Origin of the sequence: Helicobacter cinaedi CCUG 18818 = ATCC BAA-847 (assembly GCF_000155475.1) — a bacterium.
In the GTDB taxonomy this organism is placed as follows: domain Bacteria; phylum Campylobacterota; class Campylobacteria; order Campylobacterales; family Helicobacteraceae; genus Helicobacter_C; species Helicobacter_C cinaedi.
In genome coordinates this window covers 604,401-623,006 of record NZ_DS990392.1, presented here as the reverse complement: position 1 = coordinate 623,006, position 18,606 = coordinate 604,401, and the positions used below count along the sequence as shown (strand labels likewise).

General features: G+C 39.5%; 23 protein-coding genes. 21 read left to right on the top strand and 2 right to left on the bottom strand.

The features are described 5' to 3' along the window. Positions 1–180: 180 nt before the first annotated feature. A complete protein-coding gene (locus tag HCCG_RS07445; protein ID WP_002956867.1) occupies positions 181–690 on the bottom strand; it encodes a PAS domain-containing protein in 510 nt (169 codons plus the stop codon). 135 nt (positions 691–825) lie between these two features. Here HCCG_RS07445 and truB point away from each other — a divergent pair, with 135 nt between their 5' ends. The 15 genes from truB to HCCG_RS07375 all read left to right on the top strand — a co-directional run bounded on the left by truB (position 826) and on the right by HCCG_RS07375 (position 12,840). Then, positions 826–1,656, top strand: a complete 831-nt coding sequence (gene truB / locus HCCG_RS07440) for a tRNA pseudouridine(55) synthase TruB (protein WP_002956866.1) — start codon at positions 826–828, stop codon at positions 1,654–1,656. Further along, the gene (locus HCCG_RS07435; RefSeq protein ID WP_002956865.1) at positions 1,650–1,895 is read left to right on the top strand and encodes a carbon storage regulator; all 246 of its coding nucleotides are present in this window, start codon (positions 1,650–1,652) and stop codon (positions 1,893–1,895) included. Before truB ends, HCCG_RS07435 begins: the two co-directional genes overlap by 7 nt. A gap of 10 nt (positions 1,896–1,905) precedes the next feature. Beyond that, entirely contained in the window at positions 1,906–2,697 is a 792-nt protein-coding gene (locus HCCG_RS07430; protein ID WP_002956864.1) for a 4-(cytidine 5'-diphospho)-2-C-methyl-D-erythritol kinase, read from the top strand. Then, positions 2,697–3,164, top strand: coding sequence for an SsrA-binding protein SmpB (smpB, locus tag HCCG_RS07425; RefSeq protein ID WP_002956863.1), 468 nt, complete (start codon positions 2,697–2,699; stop codon positions 3,162–3,164). Before HCCG_RS07430 ends, smpB begins: the two co-directional genes overlap by 1 nt. A 41-nt stretch (positions 3,165–3,205) precedes the next feature. After that, positions 3,206–3,670 (top strand): TonB-system energizer ExbB, encoded by a 465-nt coding sequence (gene exbB, locus HCCG_RS07420; RefSeq protein WP_002956862.1) that lies wholly within the window; start codon positions 3,206–3,208, stop codon positions 3,668–3,670. A 54-nt stretch (positions 3,671–3,724) separates the two neighbouring features. Continuing rightward, positions 3,725–4,105: an ExbD/TolR family protein gene (locus tag HCCG_RS07415; RefSeq protein ID WP_002956861.1), complete on the top strand. Its 381-nt coding sequence runs from the start codon at positions 3,725–3,727 to the stop codon at positions 4,103–4,105. 15 nt (positions 4,106–4,120) lie between these two features. Then, on the top strand, positions 4,121–6,055 hold the full coding sequence (locus HCCG_RS07410) for a hypothetical protein (protein WP_002956860.1): 1,935 nt from the start codon (positions 4,121–4,123) through the stop codon (positions 6,053–6,055). 35 nt (positions 6,056–6,090) lie between these two features. Then, on the top strand, positions 6,091–6,807 hold the full coding sequence (locus HCCG_RS07405; protein WP_002956859.1) for an OmpA/MotB family protein: 717 nt from the start codon (positions 6,091–6,093) through the stop codon (positions 6,805–6,807). A gap of 62 nt (positions 6,808–6,869) precedes the next feature. Continuing rightward, the gene (gene rpmH / locus HCCG_RS11710; RefSeq protein ID WP_002956858.1) at positions 6,870–7,004 is read left to right on the top strand and encodes a 50S ribosomal protein L34; all 135 of its coding nucleotides are present in this window, start codon (positions 6,870–6,872) and stop codon (positions 7,002–7,004) included. A gap of 9 nt (positions 7,005–7,013) precedes the next feature. Further along, positions 7,014–7,457: a ribonuclease P protein component gene (rnpA, locus tag HCCG_RS07400; RefSeq protein ID WP_002956857.1), complete on the top strand. Its 444-nt coding sequence runs from the start codon at positions 7,014–7,016 to the stop codon at positions 7,455–7,457. Beyond that, positions 7,458–7,856, top strand: a complete 399-nt coding sequence (yidD, locus tag HCCG_RS11705; RefSeq protein WP_070097405.1) for a membrane protein insertion efficiency factor YidD — start codon at positions 7,458–7,460, stop codon at positions 7,854–7,856. It abuts the gene before it with no gap. Positions 7,857–7,869: 13 nt separating this feature from the next. Further along, positions 7,870–9,669 (top strand): membrane protein insertase YidC, encoded by a 1,800-nt coding sequence (gene yidC, locus HCCG_RS07390; protein WP_002956855.1) that lies wholly within the window; start codon positions 7,870–7,872, stop codon positions 9,667–9,669. Next, on the top strand, positions 9,666–10,580 hold the full coding sequence (locus HCCG_RS07385) for a Jag N-terminal domain-containing protein (RefSeq protein WP_002956854.1): 915 nt from the start codon (positions 9,666–9,668) through the stop codon (positions 10,578–10,580). Before yidC ends, HCCG_RS07385 begins: the two co-directional genes overlap by 4 nt. Next, positions 10,543–11,940 (top strand): tRNA uridine-5-carboxymethylaminomethyl(34) synthesis GTPase MnmE, encoded by a 1,398-nt coding sequence (gene mnmE / locus HCCG_RS07380; RefSeq protein WP_002956853.1) that lies wholly within the window; start codon positions 10,543–10,545, stop codon positions 11,938–11,940. The genes HCCG_RS07385 and mnmE overlap by 38 nt, the downstream gene beginning before the upstream one ends. A 9-nt stretch (positions 11,941–11,949) precedes the next feature. Further along, entirely contained in the window at positions 11,950–12,840 is an 891-nt protein-coding gene (locus HCCG_RS07375; protein ID WP_015453531.1) for a pyridoxal-phosphate dependent enzyme, read from the top strand. Positions 12,841–13,175: 335 nt separating this feature from the next. On the opposite strand, the gene metK is transcribed toward HCCG_RS07375, so the two are convergent. Beyond that, complete coding sequence (metK, locus tag HCCG_RS07370; protein ID WP_002956850.1) at positions 13,176–14,336, bottom strand: methionine adenosyltransferase; 1,161 nt, start codon at positions 14,334–14,336, stop codon at positions 13,176–13,178. A gap of 199 nt (positions 14,337–14,535) precedes the next feature. Between metK and flgB the strand changes: the two genes are divergently transcribed. The 6 genes from flgB to HCCG_RS07340 all read left to right on the top strand — a co-directional run bounded on the left by flgB (position 14,536) and on the right by HCCG_RS07340 (position 18,604). Beyond that, positions 14,536–14,970 carry a flagellar basal body rod protein FlgB gene (gene flgB / locus HCCG_RS07365; RefSeq protein WP_002956849.1) on the top strand — a complete coding sequence of 145 codons (435 nt, stop codon included), beginning with the start codon at positions 14,536–14,538 and terminating at the stop codon, positions 14,968–14,970. An 18-nt stretch (positions 14,971–14,988) separates the two neighbouring features. Next, on the top strand, positions 14,989–15,480 hold the full coding sequence (gene flgC / locus HCCG_RS07360; protein ID WP_002956848.1) for a flagellar basal body rod protein FlgC: 492 nt from the start codon (positions 14,989–14,991) through the stop codon (positions 15,478–15,480). Positions 15,481–15,489: 9 nt separating this feature from the next. Further along, positions 15,490–15,795, top strand: a complete 306-nt coding sequence (gene fliE / locus HCCG_RS07355; RefSeq protein ID WP_002956847.1) for a flagellar hook-basal body complex protein FliE — start codon at positions 15,490–15,492, stop codon at positions 15,793–15,795. An 8-nt stretch (positions 15,796–15,803) separates the two neighbouring features. Further along, on the top strand, positions 15,804–17,585 hold the full coding sequence (locus HCCG_RS07350; RefSeq protein ID WP_002956845.1) for a peptidoglycan D,D-transpeptidase FtsI family protein: 1,782 nt from the start codon (positions 15,804–15,806) through the stop codon (positions 17,583–17,585). A 61-nt stretch (positions 17,586–17,646) separates the two neighbouring features. Next, a complete protein-coding gene (locus HCCG_RS07345) occupies positions 17,647–18,342 on the top strand; it encodes a thioredoxin fold domain-containing protein (RefSeq protein WP_015453530.1) in 696 nt (231 codons plus the stop codon). Positions 18,343–18,373: 31 nt separating this feature from the next. After that, positions 18,374–18,604 carry a YraN family protein gene (locus HCCG_RS07340; RefSeq protein WP_002956843.1) on the top strand — a complete coding sequence of 77 codons (231 nt, stop codon included), beginning with the start codon at positions 18,374–18,376 and terminating at the stop codon, positions 18,602–18,604. Positions 18,605–18,606 lie beyond the last annotated feature (2 nt).

Sequence of the window (18,606 nt, the reverse complement as noted above, 5' to 3'; positions counted from 1 at the left end):
ATTTGTAAGAATCTTAAAAGCTTAGAATATTTAGAGATTTGCTGGGTGGGAGAGTAAAGGTAGTGGGGAAGTAAGATATATATGGGGGGGGGGGGTAAAAGCTCAAAGGTAGAATCTATGGAGCAGAATCTAAGATTTAGCGATGTCTTTCACGCTAAAGATTCTAGCACACTAAAGATTCTAGTGGTAGCCTTGTGTTTTAGCGGTGTTTTGGAGATTGATAACAAGCTCATCATAGCTGACATTTGCATTTTTAAGCGTTGAGCTAAGCTGCTCTAGGGAAGCATTCATACCGCCTTTAGATTCTATCTCACAGAGTTTGGCATATAAATCGCTCATAAATTTCACGCCCTCTTTGCTTGGGCGGCGGCGGACAGAGTAATAGCCGATGATGTTGTGATTTTCATCAAATGAGGGTGTGATATTGGCAAATACCCAATATATATTTTTTTCACGCGAAAGATTTTTGACAAAGCCGAAAAATTCCTTGCCATTTTGCACATTATCCCATAAGAGTTTAAAGGCGATTCTAGGCATATCCTTGTGGCGAATGATGTTGTGAGGCTTGTTTAAAAACTCCACTTCTTTATAACCGCTAAATCGCACAAAATCAGCATTGCCATAAGTGATATGCCCTTTTAAATCTGTCTTTGAGGTGATAAGTGTGTTGTTTTCAAGGTAAATTTCCACAGCTGCCCTTTGTCAAATAGTATCAAATGGAATATTTAAGATTCTGCCATAGCCACATAAGCATTCTTAAAAAATATTAAAGTTAAGTTATAATAATGTTTTTATTAAATTTAGCTTAAAAATGGAGAATAAGATTTGGAATCTTTGCTTGTGGCGGCATATAAACCACCTTTTATCAGCTCAAATGTGTATCTTGGGCGATTAAAAAGGCATTTTGGTATAAAAAAAGGTGGCTATTTAGGCACACTTGATCCATTTGCTCAAGGTGTACTTGTGGTGGGTTTTGGGAGCTATACGCGGCTTTTTCCACATTTGCGAAAAACGCCTAAAGTGTATAGGGCGACTTTGTGGCTTGGGGCAAAATCATTAAGCCTAGATATTGAACATATCACTTTGGTTGAATGTGTAAAAGAGCAGAGCAAGGCTCATATCAGCGAGATTCTAGAATCACTGCGGGGCACTTTGAGCTACACTCCGCCAAAATTTAGCGCAAGGCATATTAATGGTAAAAGGGCTTATGAGCTTGCAAGGAGGGGCGAAGAGTTTGAACTCTCACAAACACAAATGACAATTTATGATATAAAGCTACTGCATTATAATCACCCATTTTTGCATTTTGAAGTGAGTGTGAGTGAGGGGGCGTATGTGCGGAGTATTGGAGCGATGATAACAGAAAATCTTGGGGTGAATGGGGTATTATCACATCTAGAGCGTACGAGTGAGGGGGAAATGAGTGTGAGCCAAACTCAAGGATTAAAGATTCTAAATCCCATTGAGTTTTTGCCCTATAAGAGACTAGAAAATATGCAAAAATTTTATGATGATATGTGTTGTGGTAAAAAGATTTTGCTAAAAAATACAGAAAAAGGCAAATATATAGTGTGTTTTGATGATTTTTTCTCTATAATTCAAGTTTTGAGTGATGGTAGCGTAGAATATATTGTGAATAGGATTGAGTTATGTTAATACTTTCAAGAAAGCAAGATGATAGTGTGATGATAGGCGATGAGATTGAAATAAAGGTGATTTCTATTGATAAAGGCAGTGTGCGACTGGGCTTTTCCGCTCCTGAATCTTGTGTGATTTTACGCGGGGAGCTCAAAGAGGCGATTACAACGCAAAATAAACAAGCCTCTCAAGTTATGGATAAAAACGCCATAACGCAAATCAAATCCCTTCTTAAAACAAAACACAAAATGCAATAATGGGCTTTAAATGACTTTCCGTGTATATCCAAAAGTGAATATTTTTTTAAAAATCGTGGGCTTTGAGGCGGGATTCCATATGTTAAACTCACGCTTTGTCTTAGCCCAAGGTAGCTTGTATGATGAGATGTGTATCACGCAAAAAGATAGCTTTTGCATAAAGGGTGATTTTGGCTGCGAGATACAGGAAAATCTTATTTTCAAAGCAAAATGCGTTTTGAGTGAGTATCTAAGCCAACAAGGCAGGGAGACATTAGGCTTAGAATCTTTACATATAGAGGTGCAAAAAAGGATTCCACAAGGTGCGGGACTAGGTGGGGGCAGTGCAAATGCGGGGACATTTCTTAGGGGGGCAAATGAGTTTCTATCTTTGGGACTTAGAGAAGATGAACTAGTAGGCATTGCTAAACATATCGGGGCTGATGTGAGCTTTTTTGCAAGTGGATTAATGAGTGCAAATGTCAGCGGTAAGGGGGACAGAATAGAATCTATGCAGGAATCTGTGCTAGAGTGCGAGATTTACACGCCGAGCTTGTTTTGCAATACAAAGAGCGTGTATAAGGCATTTGCAGATTCTATCCGCGATAAGTCTAGGCAGTATTCTTTGCCAACTACGCGGTGGTTTTGTATGGAAAGCAAAGAGATTTTAGAATCTCAACCTGATGTAGCGGAGCTGAATGATTTATTTGAAAGTGCGTGTGTGTGCTATCCATATTTAAAAGAAGTGGCAGATGAGCTAGGGCAAGGGTGGTATTTTAGCGGCAGTGGCAGCAGCTTTTTTAAGCTTAAGGGAGAGGGGTAATGCAGGAAAAAATCATTGCCAAGAATAAAAAGGCGTTTTTTGATTATGAGATTTTGCAGACTTTAGAATCTGGCATTGCTTTGCTTGGTAGCGAGGTGAAAAGTATCCGTGCTGGGCGGGTTAATCTCAAAGATAGCTTTGTGAGAATCGTGCGTGGGGAGGTGTTTTTGTTTAACGCACATATTTCATTTTTGGAAACGACTTTTACGCATTTTAAGCCAAATGAGCGGCGAGAAAGGAAGCTCTTGCTTCATAGAAGTGAGATTGATAAGCTTTTTGGCAGTGTGAGTAAGGAAGGGCTATCCATCGTGCCTTTAAGTATGTATTTAAACAAAAGAAATAGAATCAAGCTGTCAATCGCCCTTGTGCGTGGGAAAAAGCTCTATGATAAGCGTGAGAGTATAAAGAAAAAAACGCTTGAAAGAGAGGCTAGGGCAAATATGAAAGACTATGGGAAAAAGATTTAGTATGTGTGAGAATCTCCACAACATCACACAAAGGAGTTAATGTGAAAGAAATTGTTGATTATGGGGTGCTTGGAATCTTGCTGTTTTTAAGTATTGTGGTGCTTGGCGTGGCATTAGAGCGGTGGTGGCTGTATCGCAAGATTAACCTTGCGGAGTTTAAGGACAAGCGAGTATTGGAATTACTCTTACATAAGCGTTTGACATTGATTGCTACGATTGGCTCAAACGCACCATATGTGGGGCTTTTGGGAACGGTTATTGGCATTATGGTAACTTTTGTTGAGATTGGCTCAAACTCGCTTGTGGATACACAAAGCATTATGGCAGGACTTGCCCTTGCGTTAAAAGCCACGGCTGCGGGGTTAGTCGTTGCAATACCGAGCATTGTATTTTATAATCTTTTGTTGCGCAAAGCTGAGGTGTTGCTTTCACTTTGGGATATTACGCATAATCCTTTAAACTCATCACACAACGCACCAAAGGTGGTAAGCAAATATGATGTGTAACAGACTAGATTCTATGGCGTGTATGGTATTTGTAGTGTTATTTTGGGGGAGAAAATGAAAAAGATAGATTCACTTAACCTTATTCCCTTTATTGATATTATGCTTGTGTTGCTAGTGATTGTGCTGACAAGTGCTTCTTTTGTCGTGCAGAGCAGGATTCAAGTAGATGTCCCGCAGATTGAAGATACACAGGGAAATAATGCTGATAAAAAGGATACGCATAGTATCACAATCAATAAAGAAGGCCAGTTTTACCTTGATGATAGGGCGTTGGATTTAGAGGAGTTAAGGACACATTTAAGTGAATTTGATAAAAATACGCAGATTATTATTCGTGGGGATAGACAGAGTGATTTGGAGTTTTTTCTTAAAATTACAACAATGCTGCGTGATATGGGGATAAATGATGTCTATGTCATCACAGAGCAAAAATAAAGGCAAGGAGCGTGTATGCAAGAGATAAATTGGCTGATTAATATTTGTTTTACTATCATTATGGTGGGGCTTTTTGTGTGGGATTTTAGGACTTTTGGTGAGCCTACACATAAGGATTTTAAGGCAATTATTATGAGTGCTGGGGTGCTTGGGACTTTTGTGGGGATTTTTGTGGGGCTTATGGGCTTTGATACTTTGGCATTGCAAGATTCTGTGCCTTTATTACTTGATGGATTAAAGACGGCGTTTTACACCTCTATTGCGGGTATGGGACTTGCCATTACGCTTTCAATCATTCAAAGAGCAAAGGGCATTAAAAGCACACAAGATATGAATATTGATTATATCCTTAATCAAGCACAGAATCTAAGCTACCTTAAAGGCATAGAAAAGGGTATGGAGGGGCTAAATAGCAAAACAATAGAGCTTCCTACAAAAAGTGATATGCTTCAAATCAACACCACAACAAACGCCCTTTTAGAATCTAGCTTAAAAAAGATTGACACCTCCTTGCAAGAGGCGATTAAGCAACTTGCTTCAGGGGCTTCAAAAGAGCTTATTGCCGCATTGGAGCTTGTGATTAGAGACTTTAATCAAAACTTACAAAATCAGTTTGGAGAGAATTTTAAAGAGCTTAATAGCGCTGTTGGCAAACTGCTTGAATGGCAGAATAATTACAGGGATAATGTAGAGCAAAGCCAAGCGTTATTGTCTCAAACACAAAATGCCCTACAAGATAGCACAAAGGCTATGGGGCAAACTCAAGCGACTTTAGAATCTATCACAGCACAGAATAAAAGTGCAATGGAATTTTATGCCAAAACGCTTAGTGTGATTGAAGAGATGAAAAATAAGGGCGAGATTTTAGAATCTCAACTTCAGCAAATCTCCACATTGGGGGAAAATGCCAAAGTGTGCCTTGCTGATATGGAGAAGTTTTTTGCGGGTGCGACACAGGGCTTTGCTACACTTGAAACCCAAGCCAAAGAGCAGTGTATTAAACTTGAAGAGGGCATTAAAGAGTATTTTAGCAAGTTTGATGAACACGCAAGTGAGAGTATGGAAAATCTTAGACGATTTATGGAATCTAGCTCAAAAGAAGCAACCACCTCTCTTACAGAGATTTTGGATAATCACACCTTGCTTTTCCGCACACAATGCAGTAGCTTTGCTAATGAGAGTGGAGAACTACTCAAAGGGCTTTTAGATTCAGCAAATACACAGCTACAAACACTGAGCAAAGAGCTAGAGAAAAATATAGAACAAAATAGAGAATCTAGCACACATAATGTCGCGGAGTTTGCTAGACTGCGAGAGCATATTGCCACAAATCATAGTGCCATTGTAGAGAGTTTGGAATCTAGCCTGTCGCGTTTAAATAGCCATAATGAAAGCATTATGCAAGATATGTCAAAGGGTATGAAAAATATGCAGGAGATGTATCTTTCAACTTTGAGTGCGAGTATGGATTCTGTAATGACAAAAGAGCAGGAGATTATCAAAGCAAGGGTAGAAGCCTTAAGCGAACTCGCACAAAGGACAGATTCTAATCTTAATACGCAATATGAGCAGGTGAATAATTTCTTAAAAAAACTTGCGACAGAGTATTTGAAGATTCTGCAAAAGCTGACAAAAGATTCTGTGGCAATTCCCAAAGATATGGGTGTGCAAGTGGTAAAAGACTTTGGCGACTTGCAGCATAATCTTCTTTCACATCTAGGCAATCTTAACGCCCAGATTCAGCATAATAGTATGCAGCTTGTTGAGCTTTACCGCAATGTGGAGAATCTTTTGAAAGAAAATGTGGAAGGGAATAAGTCCTTGCAAAATGAGATTAGAGAGACTTTTACTAGCCTTGATGATTCAATGCAGGGCAGTATGGAGAATTTCAAGGAGAATTATGAGTGGTTTTTGCGGCGTGTGCGTGAGCTTATCGGCTCAAGGCAGTAGGGGAGTAGCAAGGGCAAATAGGCAAAGGATAAATAATGAAGCATAATCAGTGGATAAGCATTTCAGATATGATGGCGGGGATTATGATGATATTTTTGCTGATTATGGTCTCTTTTATGCTGATTACGCAAAAAACGCAAGAGGATTTGAAAATCCAAAATCAAAAACTTTTAGAGTTGAATGAAGCAATGAGTGAAATCGCACAAAATTATTCTAATCTACAACAAGAGCTGTATGAGGCGTTGCTTAAAGAGTTTGAAAAAGATTTAAAAAAGTGGGACGCACACATTGATGAGGATAATACCATTCGCTTTAATGAGCCAGAAGTGTTGTTTGATACAGGGGCAAAGCAGGTTAAGAAGCGGTTTCAGGACATTTTAGATGATTTTTTCCCGCGATATGTGAAGATTCTTTCCCTGCCAAAATTCCAAGATAGTATTGAAGAAATTCGCATAGAGGGGCATACTTCGCAGAGTTGGTTTTCAGCTCAAACGCTAGAAGAGCGATATTTGGGTAATGCTGAACTCTCACAAGCTAGGGCATTAGAAGTGCTAAAGTATTGTTTTAATCTTAAAAAGATAGATTCGCACAAAGAGTGGCTGATTAAGGTGTTTCGTGCCAATGGGCTGTCTTTTGCCAAGCCCTTAGAAGATGATGACAAATCAAGACGGGTGGAGTTTCGCGTCATCACAAAGGCAAATAAGGACTTGCTAAGAATCCTTGAGATCAGCAAAGATTTTGAGCCAAAATAACCTTTTTTTAAGTAAAAACTCGGCATAATCGCCGACTTTGATTTTAACTTTAAGGCAACAATATGAAAAGAACTTATCAACCACACACTACGCCAAGAAAGAGAACTCACGGCTTTCGTGCAAGAATGAAAACAAAAAATGGAAGACGCGTTATTAACGCAAGAAGGGCAAAAGGTCGCAAAAGACTTTCAGTATAAGCTTTGTAGATGAGGTTAGATTCTCTTAAAAATAAGACAGAATTTGACTTTATCTATAAAAATGCACAGCGTTTCTTTCATAAAAACTTCGTGCTTTACGCACTTCAAATCTCAAGCATCAAGCCTAATAATTTCCGCACTCAAAAGTTTGTAGATTCACTCTCTTCGCATAATGCAGAAGTCTATGTGGGCTTAAGCATTTCACGCAAGGTTGGCAAGGCGTGTGTGAGAAACTTACTGAAGCGGCGGCTTAAGGCGATTATGTATGAAAATCGCACCAAATTGCAGGATTATATTTTTGTCATCGTGGCAAGAGAGAGCATTATCCTAGCGGATTTTGCCACATTACAAAGGGATATACTATTTGCTTGTTCTAAAGTCATTCATTCTAAAATTATTCAAAGTGGGGCAAAATCGCAAAAATTTCCCCCAAATAACACAAAGAGAATCTAAATGTGCGTGATACATAGGATTTATATTTGTGCGTTTGTTGAGATTCCACGATGGATTTTGATTTTTTTAGTGAGGGTGTATAAAAGGTTTGTCTCACCTTTGAGCGTTGGGGCTTGTCGCTATTATCCAAGCTGTTCGGAATATGCAATGTGGCTTTTAAAGTTTGATAATCCCTTTCTAGCCGCATTCAAATCCCTTGCTAGAATCCTAACCTGCAATCAGCTTTTTAGCGGAGGCATAGCCTATCCACAAGCTACTTTATCTTTTCAAAACATCATCTTCACGCCAAAAAATGTGAAATATTGGTTTGTCCCTAGCACAAATAAAGCTTTTTTAGGTATAATGGGCGTTTTCAAAAAAACTTACACTATGCGAGTTTATATCATTAAATCACTCTAATAAAGGTAATATAATGTATCGTCCAAATGAACAAGATAGCGGTATGTCGCTTACGCGTGTGCTTATAGCCGTTGGCTTATCCATAGCATTTTTTGCTGTGTATGCGTATTTTGTCCCGCAAAAGCCAAAGACACACACTTCACAAGCCCAAAATACACAAAAGACAACAGAATCTCAAGCACAAACCGCTCCGCAAACCTCCCAACCCACACTAGAAAATTTACAAGATTCTAGCCCCGCAATAGAATCTGCAGATTCTATCTCTCCTACTACTACACCACAATCCCTTAAACAACGCATTATTGCCCATATAGAATCTGATGAATTTGAGATTGAGATTGACGCATTAGGGCGGATTAAGCAAGTGTATCTTAAAGATGAGAAATTCACACGCCACGAGCAGCAAAGCCTTTTTGGTATGATAGGCGAGGTTTTAGGCTTTAAGTCTCAAGCTAAAGCAGAGCGAGATAAGCTCTCACTTTTTGGGGATTCACAGCTTCATACAATGGAGGTGCGTTTTACCGATACAGAGCTTAATAAAAAGGCATTTGAAACGCCTTATGTAGCGAGTGTTTCACACTTTAAGCTAGGCAATACTCCTTATGAGCTGACTTTAACGCAGAATCTCGGCGATGTGGTGCTAAAAAAGATTCTCACCATTCACCCAAATTTGCGTTATGATGTGCGAGTAGAACTCAATAAACCGGATATAGAATATTTTGTAAGCAATGGTATGCGTCCCACGGCCGATCCTGATACTTATGCGTTTAGGGGTGTGGTTACACGCAATGTCAATGATGGCGTTTTAACAAAGATAGAAGATAGTGATGCTACAGCTGACTACTTGGCAAAACAAGCTATGGATATGCGAGAATCTAGCTTTGTAGCGAGTGTGGATAGGTATTATACAAGCTTATTTTTCACACAAGCACAAAAAGGCTTGTATGTCGTAGTGAGTGGTGATAATGCACATAATCCTATGCCCTATGTGCGATTTGTGGGGAATGCGGAGTTTTCCGGCTACATAGGGGCGAAATTCTATAAAGTTTTGCAGGGTATTGATGAAAATCTCACTGGTGTGGTGGAGTATGGGCGTATTACATTCTTTGCTAAACCGCTTTTCTTGCTTTTAGAGTATTTGTATGATTTATGCGGAAATTGGGGCTGGGCGATTGTGCTTTTGACACTGATTGTGCGTGTGGTGCTGTATCCTTTGACATATCGTGGTATGGTGTCTATGCAAAAGCTTAAAGATTTAGCCCCAAAGATGAAAGAGTTGCAAGCGCGTTACAAAGATGATCCACAAAAACTACAAATACATATGATGGATTTATATAAAAAACACGGGGCAAATCCCATAGGTGGCTGTCTGCCGCTTATATTGCAGATTCCTGTATTTTTTGCTATTTATCGGGTGTTGCATAATGCTGTGGAGCTGAAAAGCTCGGCTTGGATTTTGTGGATTGATGATTTATCGGCTATTGATCCATATTTTGTGCTACCTGTGCTTATGGGGCTAAGTATGTATGTCTCTCAAAGACTTACTCCATCAAACTTCACGGATCCAATGCAAGAGAAAATCTTTAAGATGTTGCCGTGGGTTTTTACGATTTTCTTTATTATATTCCCATTCCCTGCGGGGCTTGTGCTGTATTGGACGGTGAATAATATATTCTCAATCATTCAACAAATGTTGATTAATAAGGTTATGGAATCTAAAAAGGCTAAAGAGATCGCCCTGCACCACGAGAAACACGAGCATAACAAAGAATCTCATAAAGAGACACACAAAAAACAAAAGGGGAGAAAATGAAAAAGATTGTAGAAAAAACATTAGAAGCTGCCCTTATCAAAGCATCAACGGAGTTAAATTGCTCTGTGGCAGATTTAGAATATGAGATTATCCAAAATCCAAGCAGTGGTTTTTTGGGCTTAGGCAAAAAGGAAGCTATTATTGTTGTTGAGACAAAGGGTAACAACTCTCATTCTAAATCAGCACAAACACATTTTGCTCAAACAAGCAATACAGATAATCCTAGAGCTACAAAGCAGTCAAATAAAAATTCATACCCACAAGATAGTTTTATAGAATCTGCAAGTGATTTAGATGAAAATACTGCTCCAAAGGAAAAATCTCAATCTCGTGGAGATGATTATAGCTTAGATTCACAATCAGTTTGGGGTACACAAAGCTATGAAATATCAAGAGAGTATGAAACGCAAAAGTTCTACGAAGCACCAAAGCCTATGTATTCTAAGCAGGATAATGCAGCAAATATAGCTGAAATCCGCAAGGAGCTTGAAGCGTTATTTGCGTTCCTGCCCTTTGAGATTCATCAGTTTGAAGTGAAAATGTATGATGACAACACACTTTATATCTACATTGATGGGCGTGATTGTGCCTTGCTGATAGGGGAGAGAGGTTATCGCTACAAAGCCCTTTCATACTTGCTTTTTAATTGGATTAACCCAAAGTATGGCTACGCACTTCGCCTTGAAATTGCGGAGTTTTTGAAAAATCAAGAAGAGATGATTGATGTGTATCTCAAAGATATTGTGCGACTTGTAGAGCTTAATGGTAGGGCACAAACAAAAACACTTGATGGAATCTTGGTGTATATTGCTTTAAGTAAATTGCGGGATTTATTCCCCGATAAGTATGTCTCTGTGCGACAAAATGAGGCAGATGAAAAATACATCATCATCAACGATTTTAGACGATAGCACCATTGTTGCTATTGCCACACCTGTAGGGGTTGGGGCGATTAGCATTGTGCGATTAAGTGGGGAGTTTGCCTATAATATCGCCTTAAAACTCACACATAGAGATTCCCTTAAGCCACGCTATGCCCATTTATGCCAAATCTATGATGAAAATACTGCTATTGATGAAGCCATTGTGCTATTTTTCCCAAAGCCACATAGCTACACGACACAAGATGTTTGCGAGGTGCAGTGCCACGGCGGAATAAGCAGTGCCAAAGGTATAGTAGAGCTTTGCTTAAGGCTTGGAGCGAGACTTGCAAATGCGGGTGAATTTACCAAACGCGCCTTTTTGGGCGGACGCCTAGATTTAGCTCAAACTCACGCCATTGCTGGAATCATACAATCCCAAAGCCTTGAAGCAAACAAGATTCTAATGCGACAGCTTAAGGGGGAGCTAAGTGGATTTGTGAAGACAAATCGCGAAAAGCTCTTAACCCTTCTAGCCTTTAGTGAAGTGAATATTGATTATAGCGAGGAAGTGGAGCAGGATTATATTACACAAATGCAAGATTCTTTGCAGGAGCTAGAATCTTGCTTTAAGCACATATATGAAGCCTCCATTATGCGACTTGGTGTGATTGAAGGCTATACGCTTAGCATTGTAGGCAAACCAAATGTCGGTAAAAGCTCATTGCTTAATGCCCTGCTTATGTATGAACGAGCCATTGTGAGTGATGTGGAGGGGACTACGCGTGATACGATTGAAGAGAGTTTGCAGATAGAAGGTGTAATCGTGCGAATTGTGGATACCGCTGGGATACGCCAAAGCCCTGATGCAATAGAACAAATCGGTATTGCCAAAACAAAAGAGGCTTTAGATAGAAGCGATGTGATTATCGCACTTTTTGATAGCTCAAGGGCGTTTGATGAAAAGGATAGAGAGATTTTAGATTTACTTGCCACACATACAGATAAGCATATTTTGCTTGTTTTGACAAAGAGCGATTTGCCCTTAGCCTTTGATACCAAGTATTTAAGCGAGTTTGTGGCACAAAATCCTAATGTTTTGCAGGAAAGCCCTTTATATATCAGTATAGAATCTGGCGGGGCAAAGGCAGTCATAGAAGCGTTAAAAAGTGTCATAAACACGCATAGTGGGGGTGATGGCCTTATCCTCACTTCACATTATCAGCTGAAAAGCTTGAAAGATGTGCTAGATTCTATCACTAAAGCTTATGATGTGCTAAATCTTGGTGAGCTAGAGCTCTTCTCATATCATATACGCGACTGCATTACCGCCCTTTCAAATATCACTCACCCCTATGAAGATTCGCAACTCCTTGATAAGCTTTTTGGGACATTCTGCCTAGGCAAATAAGCTTAAAGAATGAAAAAAGTGAATCTTGATTTTTCACGCTCTTTTGTGGAGCAAAGAGAGATTTTTAATCGTAGATTTTGGATTAAACGCGATGATTGTATCCACACATATTGCAATGGCAACAAGGCACGGAAATTCTTTTCACTGCTAGATTCTACACATAAGGTTTGGATAAGCTATGGGGGCAATCAGTCTAATGCGATGTTTGCTCTTGCCTACCTTGCTTCAATCAAGGGTGTGGCATTTCACTATGTGATGCCCTCTTTTTATGGTGAGCCTATCGGGAATCTTCAAATGGCTTTAAGCTTTGGTATGACGCCTCATACACTGCCTTTTGGCTCAAGTGTGGCTAAGCTAGAATCTTATGCTAAAACTCTAAGCTACGACAATGCCCTTTTTATTTCACAAGGTGGAAGTGTGAATCTGGCACAAAAAGGTATGAATGCCTTAGCTAAAGAGCTATCTCATAGTATTACAAGCATTAAAAATATTGAAAATATTAATGGTAGCCCTATTATTTTTTATACAAGCGGGAGTGGTGTTGGCGTAGTGGCGTTAAAAAAGGCATTAGATTCTTATTTTCCTAATGCGTCTTTGGTGGTATTAGCTTGTGCTAAGGGGGATTTGGAGCAAAAATTTTTAGCTCATAGTCTTACGCCCCCGCTTATTTTACAAGCCCCATTTGCCTTTGCCAAGCCAAAAAAAGAGATTTGGCAGATGAGGGAATACCTTAAAAGCAGGGGGCTAGTGTGCGATTTAATCTATGATAGCGTGGGCTTTTGCGTGATAGAGAAGCATTTGGAGAGGTTTCAGGGGCGGGAGCTTGTATTTATCCACTCTGGCGGATTGCTAGGGGATATTTCACAAGAGCAACGCTATAAACCCCGCCATAGAATTTAAAATCTTTTTCACAACCCCCCCCCCTCATTCTTGTAAGATTATCAAGTATTGCTGGTTGCAAAAGTTTGAGATATTTACTCATATTTTTAAAATGACTTTGTCGAGAAGTAAGGATAATATCTTTTTCTGCTTGCAATACCATATCAGCTATATCTTCATGCTCTTGACAAATAAATATATCTTTTAGCTTATGATTAGGCGTATTGTATTTGTATAAATGCTTAACATCGCAAATGATTGCTTTGAATTTATGCTCAATAGATTTGAAATTTATTTTTATTAAATCCTTTTTAATGTCTTGTTGTAAGGTAGAGTAAGGCTTAGCACCCTACATACTACTTCACTCCGCAAAAATCTCTAATCGCCTCAACCTTATCTGTTTTCTCCCAAGAAAATTCCGGCAATTCTCGTCCAAAGTGTCCATACACTGCCGTTTTGCGATAAATGGGACGAAGCAAATCAAGTGATTCTATAATGCCCTTTGGGGTTAGTCTAAAGACTTTTTTCACGCATTCTGTCAGCACAGAATCTTCCACCTTGCCCGTGCCTTGCGCATCTACAAGGATTGACACAGGCTCTACCACGCCAATCGCATAGGCTACCTGCACCACCGCTTTATCACACACACCACTTGCTACAAGATTTTTAGCAACATATCGTGCCGCATACGCCGCACTTCTATCCACTTTGCTAGGGTCTTTCCCGCTAAATGCCCCGCCTCCGTGCGGACAGCTCCCACCATAAGTATCCACGATGATTTTACGCCCAGTTAGCCCAGCATCGCCTTGTGGTCCGCCAATGACAAAATTGCCCGTAGGATTGACAAAATAGCGGATATTATCGTTGAGATATTCTCGCGGGATTACCTTTTGCACGATTTCTTCAATAACTGAATCTTTCAAATGGCTTTGCTGTGTTTCTGGGCTGTGCTGCGTTGAGATAACGATTGTATCAATGCTTACAGGTTTGCCATCTTCATAACGCACGGTAACTTGGGACTTGCCATCTGGGCGTAAAAAGGGCAGTGTGCCATCTTTGCGTTTTGCTGCTAAGCCCTCTGTAATACGGTGAGAGAGCCAAATAGGTAGTGGCATAAGAGAGGGCGTCTCACGACAAGCATAGCCAAACATAAGCCCTTGATCGCCTGCACCTATCTCGCCATCGGCTCTATCTACACCTTGATTAATATCTGGGCTTTGCTCACCGATACCATTTAGCACCGCTGCGCTGCGATAGTCAAAGCCATAGAGTGCGTCTGTGTAACCGATTTCTTTCACGACTTTTCTAGCGATTTCTTGCATAGGGGCATATACGCTTGTCTTTAGCTCACCTGCGATGACACAAAAGCCATTGCTTACAAGCGTCTCACACGCTACACGCGCATTTTTATCCCGCTCAATGATGTAGTCAAGCACCGCATCACTGATTTGGTCTGCCATTTTGTCTGGATGTCCTTCGGTTACAGATTCTGAAGTGAAAAGAAATGATTTTTTCATAAACTCACCTTGTAATTTGAAATTTTTGTAAAGCAGAATGCTAACACAAAAAGTTAAACTACATATTGTAATTTTGATTTTTTAGTTAAATTCTTTCATCTTAGATTTGTTAAGTTATTCAAAATAAGGTAAAAATGGAATATATTTTGCTTTGTTTCTTGGAGTTATAAAGCTAGAATCTAGATGAAAAGGGGCTAAAATGGCTATTGCAGATATTTCTAAAGCTTATTCTGTCGTGTATAAGGCACTTGATTACCGCTCAATCAGGCAAGATATGATTGCTTCAAATATTGCTAATGTGGATACGCCTTTCTATCGTCCAAAAGATGTGAATTTTGAGCAGTATTTAGCGCGTGAAAATAAGCGGATTTTTGGCACGGGGGAGCGAAGCTACAAGCTTGATATTGCTAAAACTGCCAAAGGACATCTTGATAGCAGACGCAATGTGAAAGATAGTGCGACTATGTTTTGGCGTGATGGACATTTGGCAAAAAATGATGGCAATAGCGTGGATTTAGATGTAGAAACAAGTGAAATGGGTAAAAATAGCACAATGTATCAAGCACTTACAAGTGCGTTGCGACGGCATAAGGGGATTTTTTCCTATGCTATGGATTCTGGAAGAAATATTTAATGAAGCTAAGGAGTGAAGATGTTTTTATCAAGTTTTGATATAAGCGGATATGGGCTTTCAGCTCAAAGGGTGCGTGTCAATACAATCTCATCAAATATTGCAAATGCTAACACTACACGCACTGATGAGGGCGGACCTTATCGTAGGAGAGAAGTGGTGTTTCGTGCGTTTGATTTTAATAAAATCTTAAATGAAAAATTGGGAAAAAATAATCAACAACTTAAATATGAAGATCCATTAAATGAGGGCGATTTGGGAAAAGAGCCAAAACCTGCTATAATGAGCGTCTATATTCAAAAGATTGTGCGTGATGATAGGGAGCCACTTATGAAATACGATCCAAGCCACCCAGATGCGAACTCTGAAGGTTATGTTGCGTATCCTAATGTTAATCCTGTTGTGGAAATGGCCGATTTAATAGAGGCAACTCGTGCGTATCAAGCGAATGTCGCAGCATTTCAAAGTGCGAAAAATATGGCAAGCAATGCCATTACGATGTTTCAAGCATAGGAGAAGTAAATGGCTAATCAATTTGGTGTGATTACAAACAACATTCAGCCTATTGGTAATCAAAAAGTAGAAAACACACAAAATAGGCAAGATGGGCTTGATTTTATTAATACGCTTAAAAGCTCTATCCAAGAGGTGAATACTGAGCAACAAATTTCAGAAAAGGCGTTAGCAGATATGGCAAGTGGGCAGGTAAAAGACTTGCATCAGGCGGCTATTGCGATTAATCGTGCGGAAAATAGTATGAAAGTAATGCTTGAAGTGAGAAACAAAGCCATTAATGCCTATAAAGAAATCCTAAGAACTCAAATCTAAGGGCATTTGTGGCGTATTATCCCAAAAAAACAGGTGTTGTTATATCTGTTTTTTTCTTACTCATCTTGTGCATCGTTGTGTTTTTAAGCATTGCGTATGTTAAGATAGTAACCCCTAGAAAACTTCCAAATCTTAGTGCTACAAAGAGTGATACTTCAGTCCGTGGCAGTCTCTATACAAGCGATGGATTTGAAATCGCATATAGCGATAAGCTCTACAAAGCAAGTGTGAATACCCAAAGTATTGATCCGGATAAAAAAGAGTTTTTTATTACGCTTTTTTCCATATATAGCGGGATTCCAAAAGATGAAGTAGCCAAAAAGATAAATCAAAAAGGCTATGTGGTTTTATCCTATACGCTTAATTCCACAATCGCTACTCACCTTAAGAATCTTAATCTCATTCTTATCCGCTACGATGTGTTTAGAGAGTATGAAGACAAAAAGGGCAGAGTGATTCAAAAAATGGGCTTAAGCATTGAAGTGAGTGGTAATAATAGAATCTACACTTATAAAAATATCTTAGAGCCACTTATTGGCTATACACGCAAGGTTGAAAGTCAAAATATCACGCGTGTTGATGGCGTGAAGGGAGTGGAGAAATATTATAATGATATTCTCTCCGCTAAGCAAGATGGCAGGATTATAGGCAAACGAGATGTGGGCTTTAATGTTATTGCCAACAAGGGAGCGAGTATCCAAAGTCGTCAAGATGGTTTTGATATTACACTAAGCATACCCTTAAGTTTGCAAAGAAAGATTGAGCTGACACTTGATGAGGCAAAAAAGCGTTATAAAGTGCGTGAGATTATCGCTGGAGTTATGGATTCTAAAACGGGTAAGATTCTAGCCCTTGCGACTTCTAATCGCTTTGATCCCAAAAGCATTCAGCAAAAAGACTATCCAAATTTGAATCTCAATGCTATTGAGTATTCCTATGAGCCCGGCAGCACGATTAAGCCAATTATCTATGCGATTTTGTTGCAAAAGGGTATGGTAAAGCCAAGTGATGTCATTGATCTTAATGATGGTTACTATAAGCTTAAAAGCTACACTATCCGCGATACACACCCGCTAAAGAGTGCAAGTGTGGAAGATATTATCGTGCGTTCAAGCAATATAGGAATGGTGAAAATTTCTCAAAATCTCAATCCAAAGGAATACCACACTGCCCTGCACGCCTTTGGTTTTGGTGAGCTAAGCGGCATTGATTTGCCCTATGAAAAAACAGGCTTAGTGCCAAGCCCAAGGACTTTTAATAATGAAGTGTATCGTGCGAGTGTGAGCTATGGCTATGGTATGAGAGCGACTTTTATGCAGCTTTTGCGTTCTTATGCGATTTTTAACAATGGAGGCTACCTTGTAACGCCTAGAGTGAGTGAGTATGTAACCTCTCCAAGCGGGGAAAAATATATTCCAAAGCAGCTTGAGCCAATAGCGATTTTATCGCCAGATGTTGTGCAGCAAGTGTATGATACGCTTATCCGCGTTGTGCAAAAGGTGATTAAAGTAGCCCGAGTTGATGGGGTGATTACCGGGGGTAAAACAGGCACGGCAAGAATTGCAAGTGGTGGCAAGTATGATACAAAATATAATGGCTCGTTTTTTGGATTTGCTCAAGATGAGACAAACTCTTACACAATCGGCGTTGTGGCATTTGAATCTGATATAAAAGATGATTATTATGGCGGTAAAACAGCCGCTCCAATCTTTAAGCATATCGTGGAGCTTTTGCTTGAAAATGGCTATCTTAAGCCCATTGAATCTCCACAAGAGACGCCAGAGACTTAAAGATTCTAAATCATTACAATATCATCGTTATAATGTGTCTTAAAAAAATAAAAGGAGCAGTATGAAAACAAAAATTGCTATAAGTATGCTGTGTGCTTTGAGTGTGGCGTATAGTGCGGCGGATAAGGCGGAGCTGCAAAAGACTTTACAGGCTAATTCCGTGCAGGGGAGCATTATCTCAAGCAGTGATTTGGCAAGTGGGCTAAGTATGATAATCATTGATGTGAATAATCAGCAAGTGCCATTTCTAGCGACAAATGATGGGAAGTTTATCTTTGAGCCTAATGCGTTGCTTATACAGGATAAGGCGGTGCAGACTAAGATTCAGGGATTTTATAAAGATTTTTATGAGAAAGAAAAGGCAAAGATTAATATTAAGTTGCAAGAGGTGTTTAAAAAGCAAAGTGCCAATGTTTTCCACTTTAAATCTCAAAAAAATGGGGCAAAGACGATTTATGTCGTCTCTGATGCGAATTGCCCTTACTGCCAAAAGGAGTTTGCAAATTTGAATAAACGGCTAGAAGATGCCAATGTAGAGCTTTTAGTCGTTGGCTTTTTGGGCGAAGATTCTATGCTGAAGGCTGCTAATGCGTTGAAAAACAAAAGTGGCAATCAAGCTAAAGATATTGCGATGTTAGCCAAACTCTATGAGCCAAAAAGAAAAGCTACAAGTATGGATACGAAACTAGCCCAAGAGCTCACACAAGCTGTGGCTGATACGGGTGTGCGTTCCGTGCCTTATATTATCGAAGATTAGGCTAATTGAAGCCTAGACCCACCATTTCTTTTTGTATCAAAAAAATGGAATCTTACATTTTATTGAAGTCAAAAGTGCGAGTGTTGGGGCTAAAAGTGGCTTTGAGCCTATTTATAACATCACGCCAAGCAAGATTGAAAAGCTTATATCCACAATAGGATTCTATCTTTCAACGCAGAATCTCACGCAAGAATATTGCCTTGATGTACTCATCATCAAAGGTGGGTATATTGAGTTTATAGAAAATATCACTTTGTGCTAAGG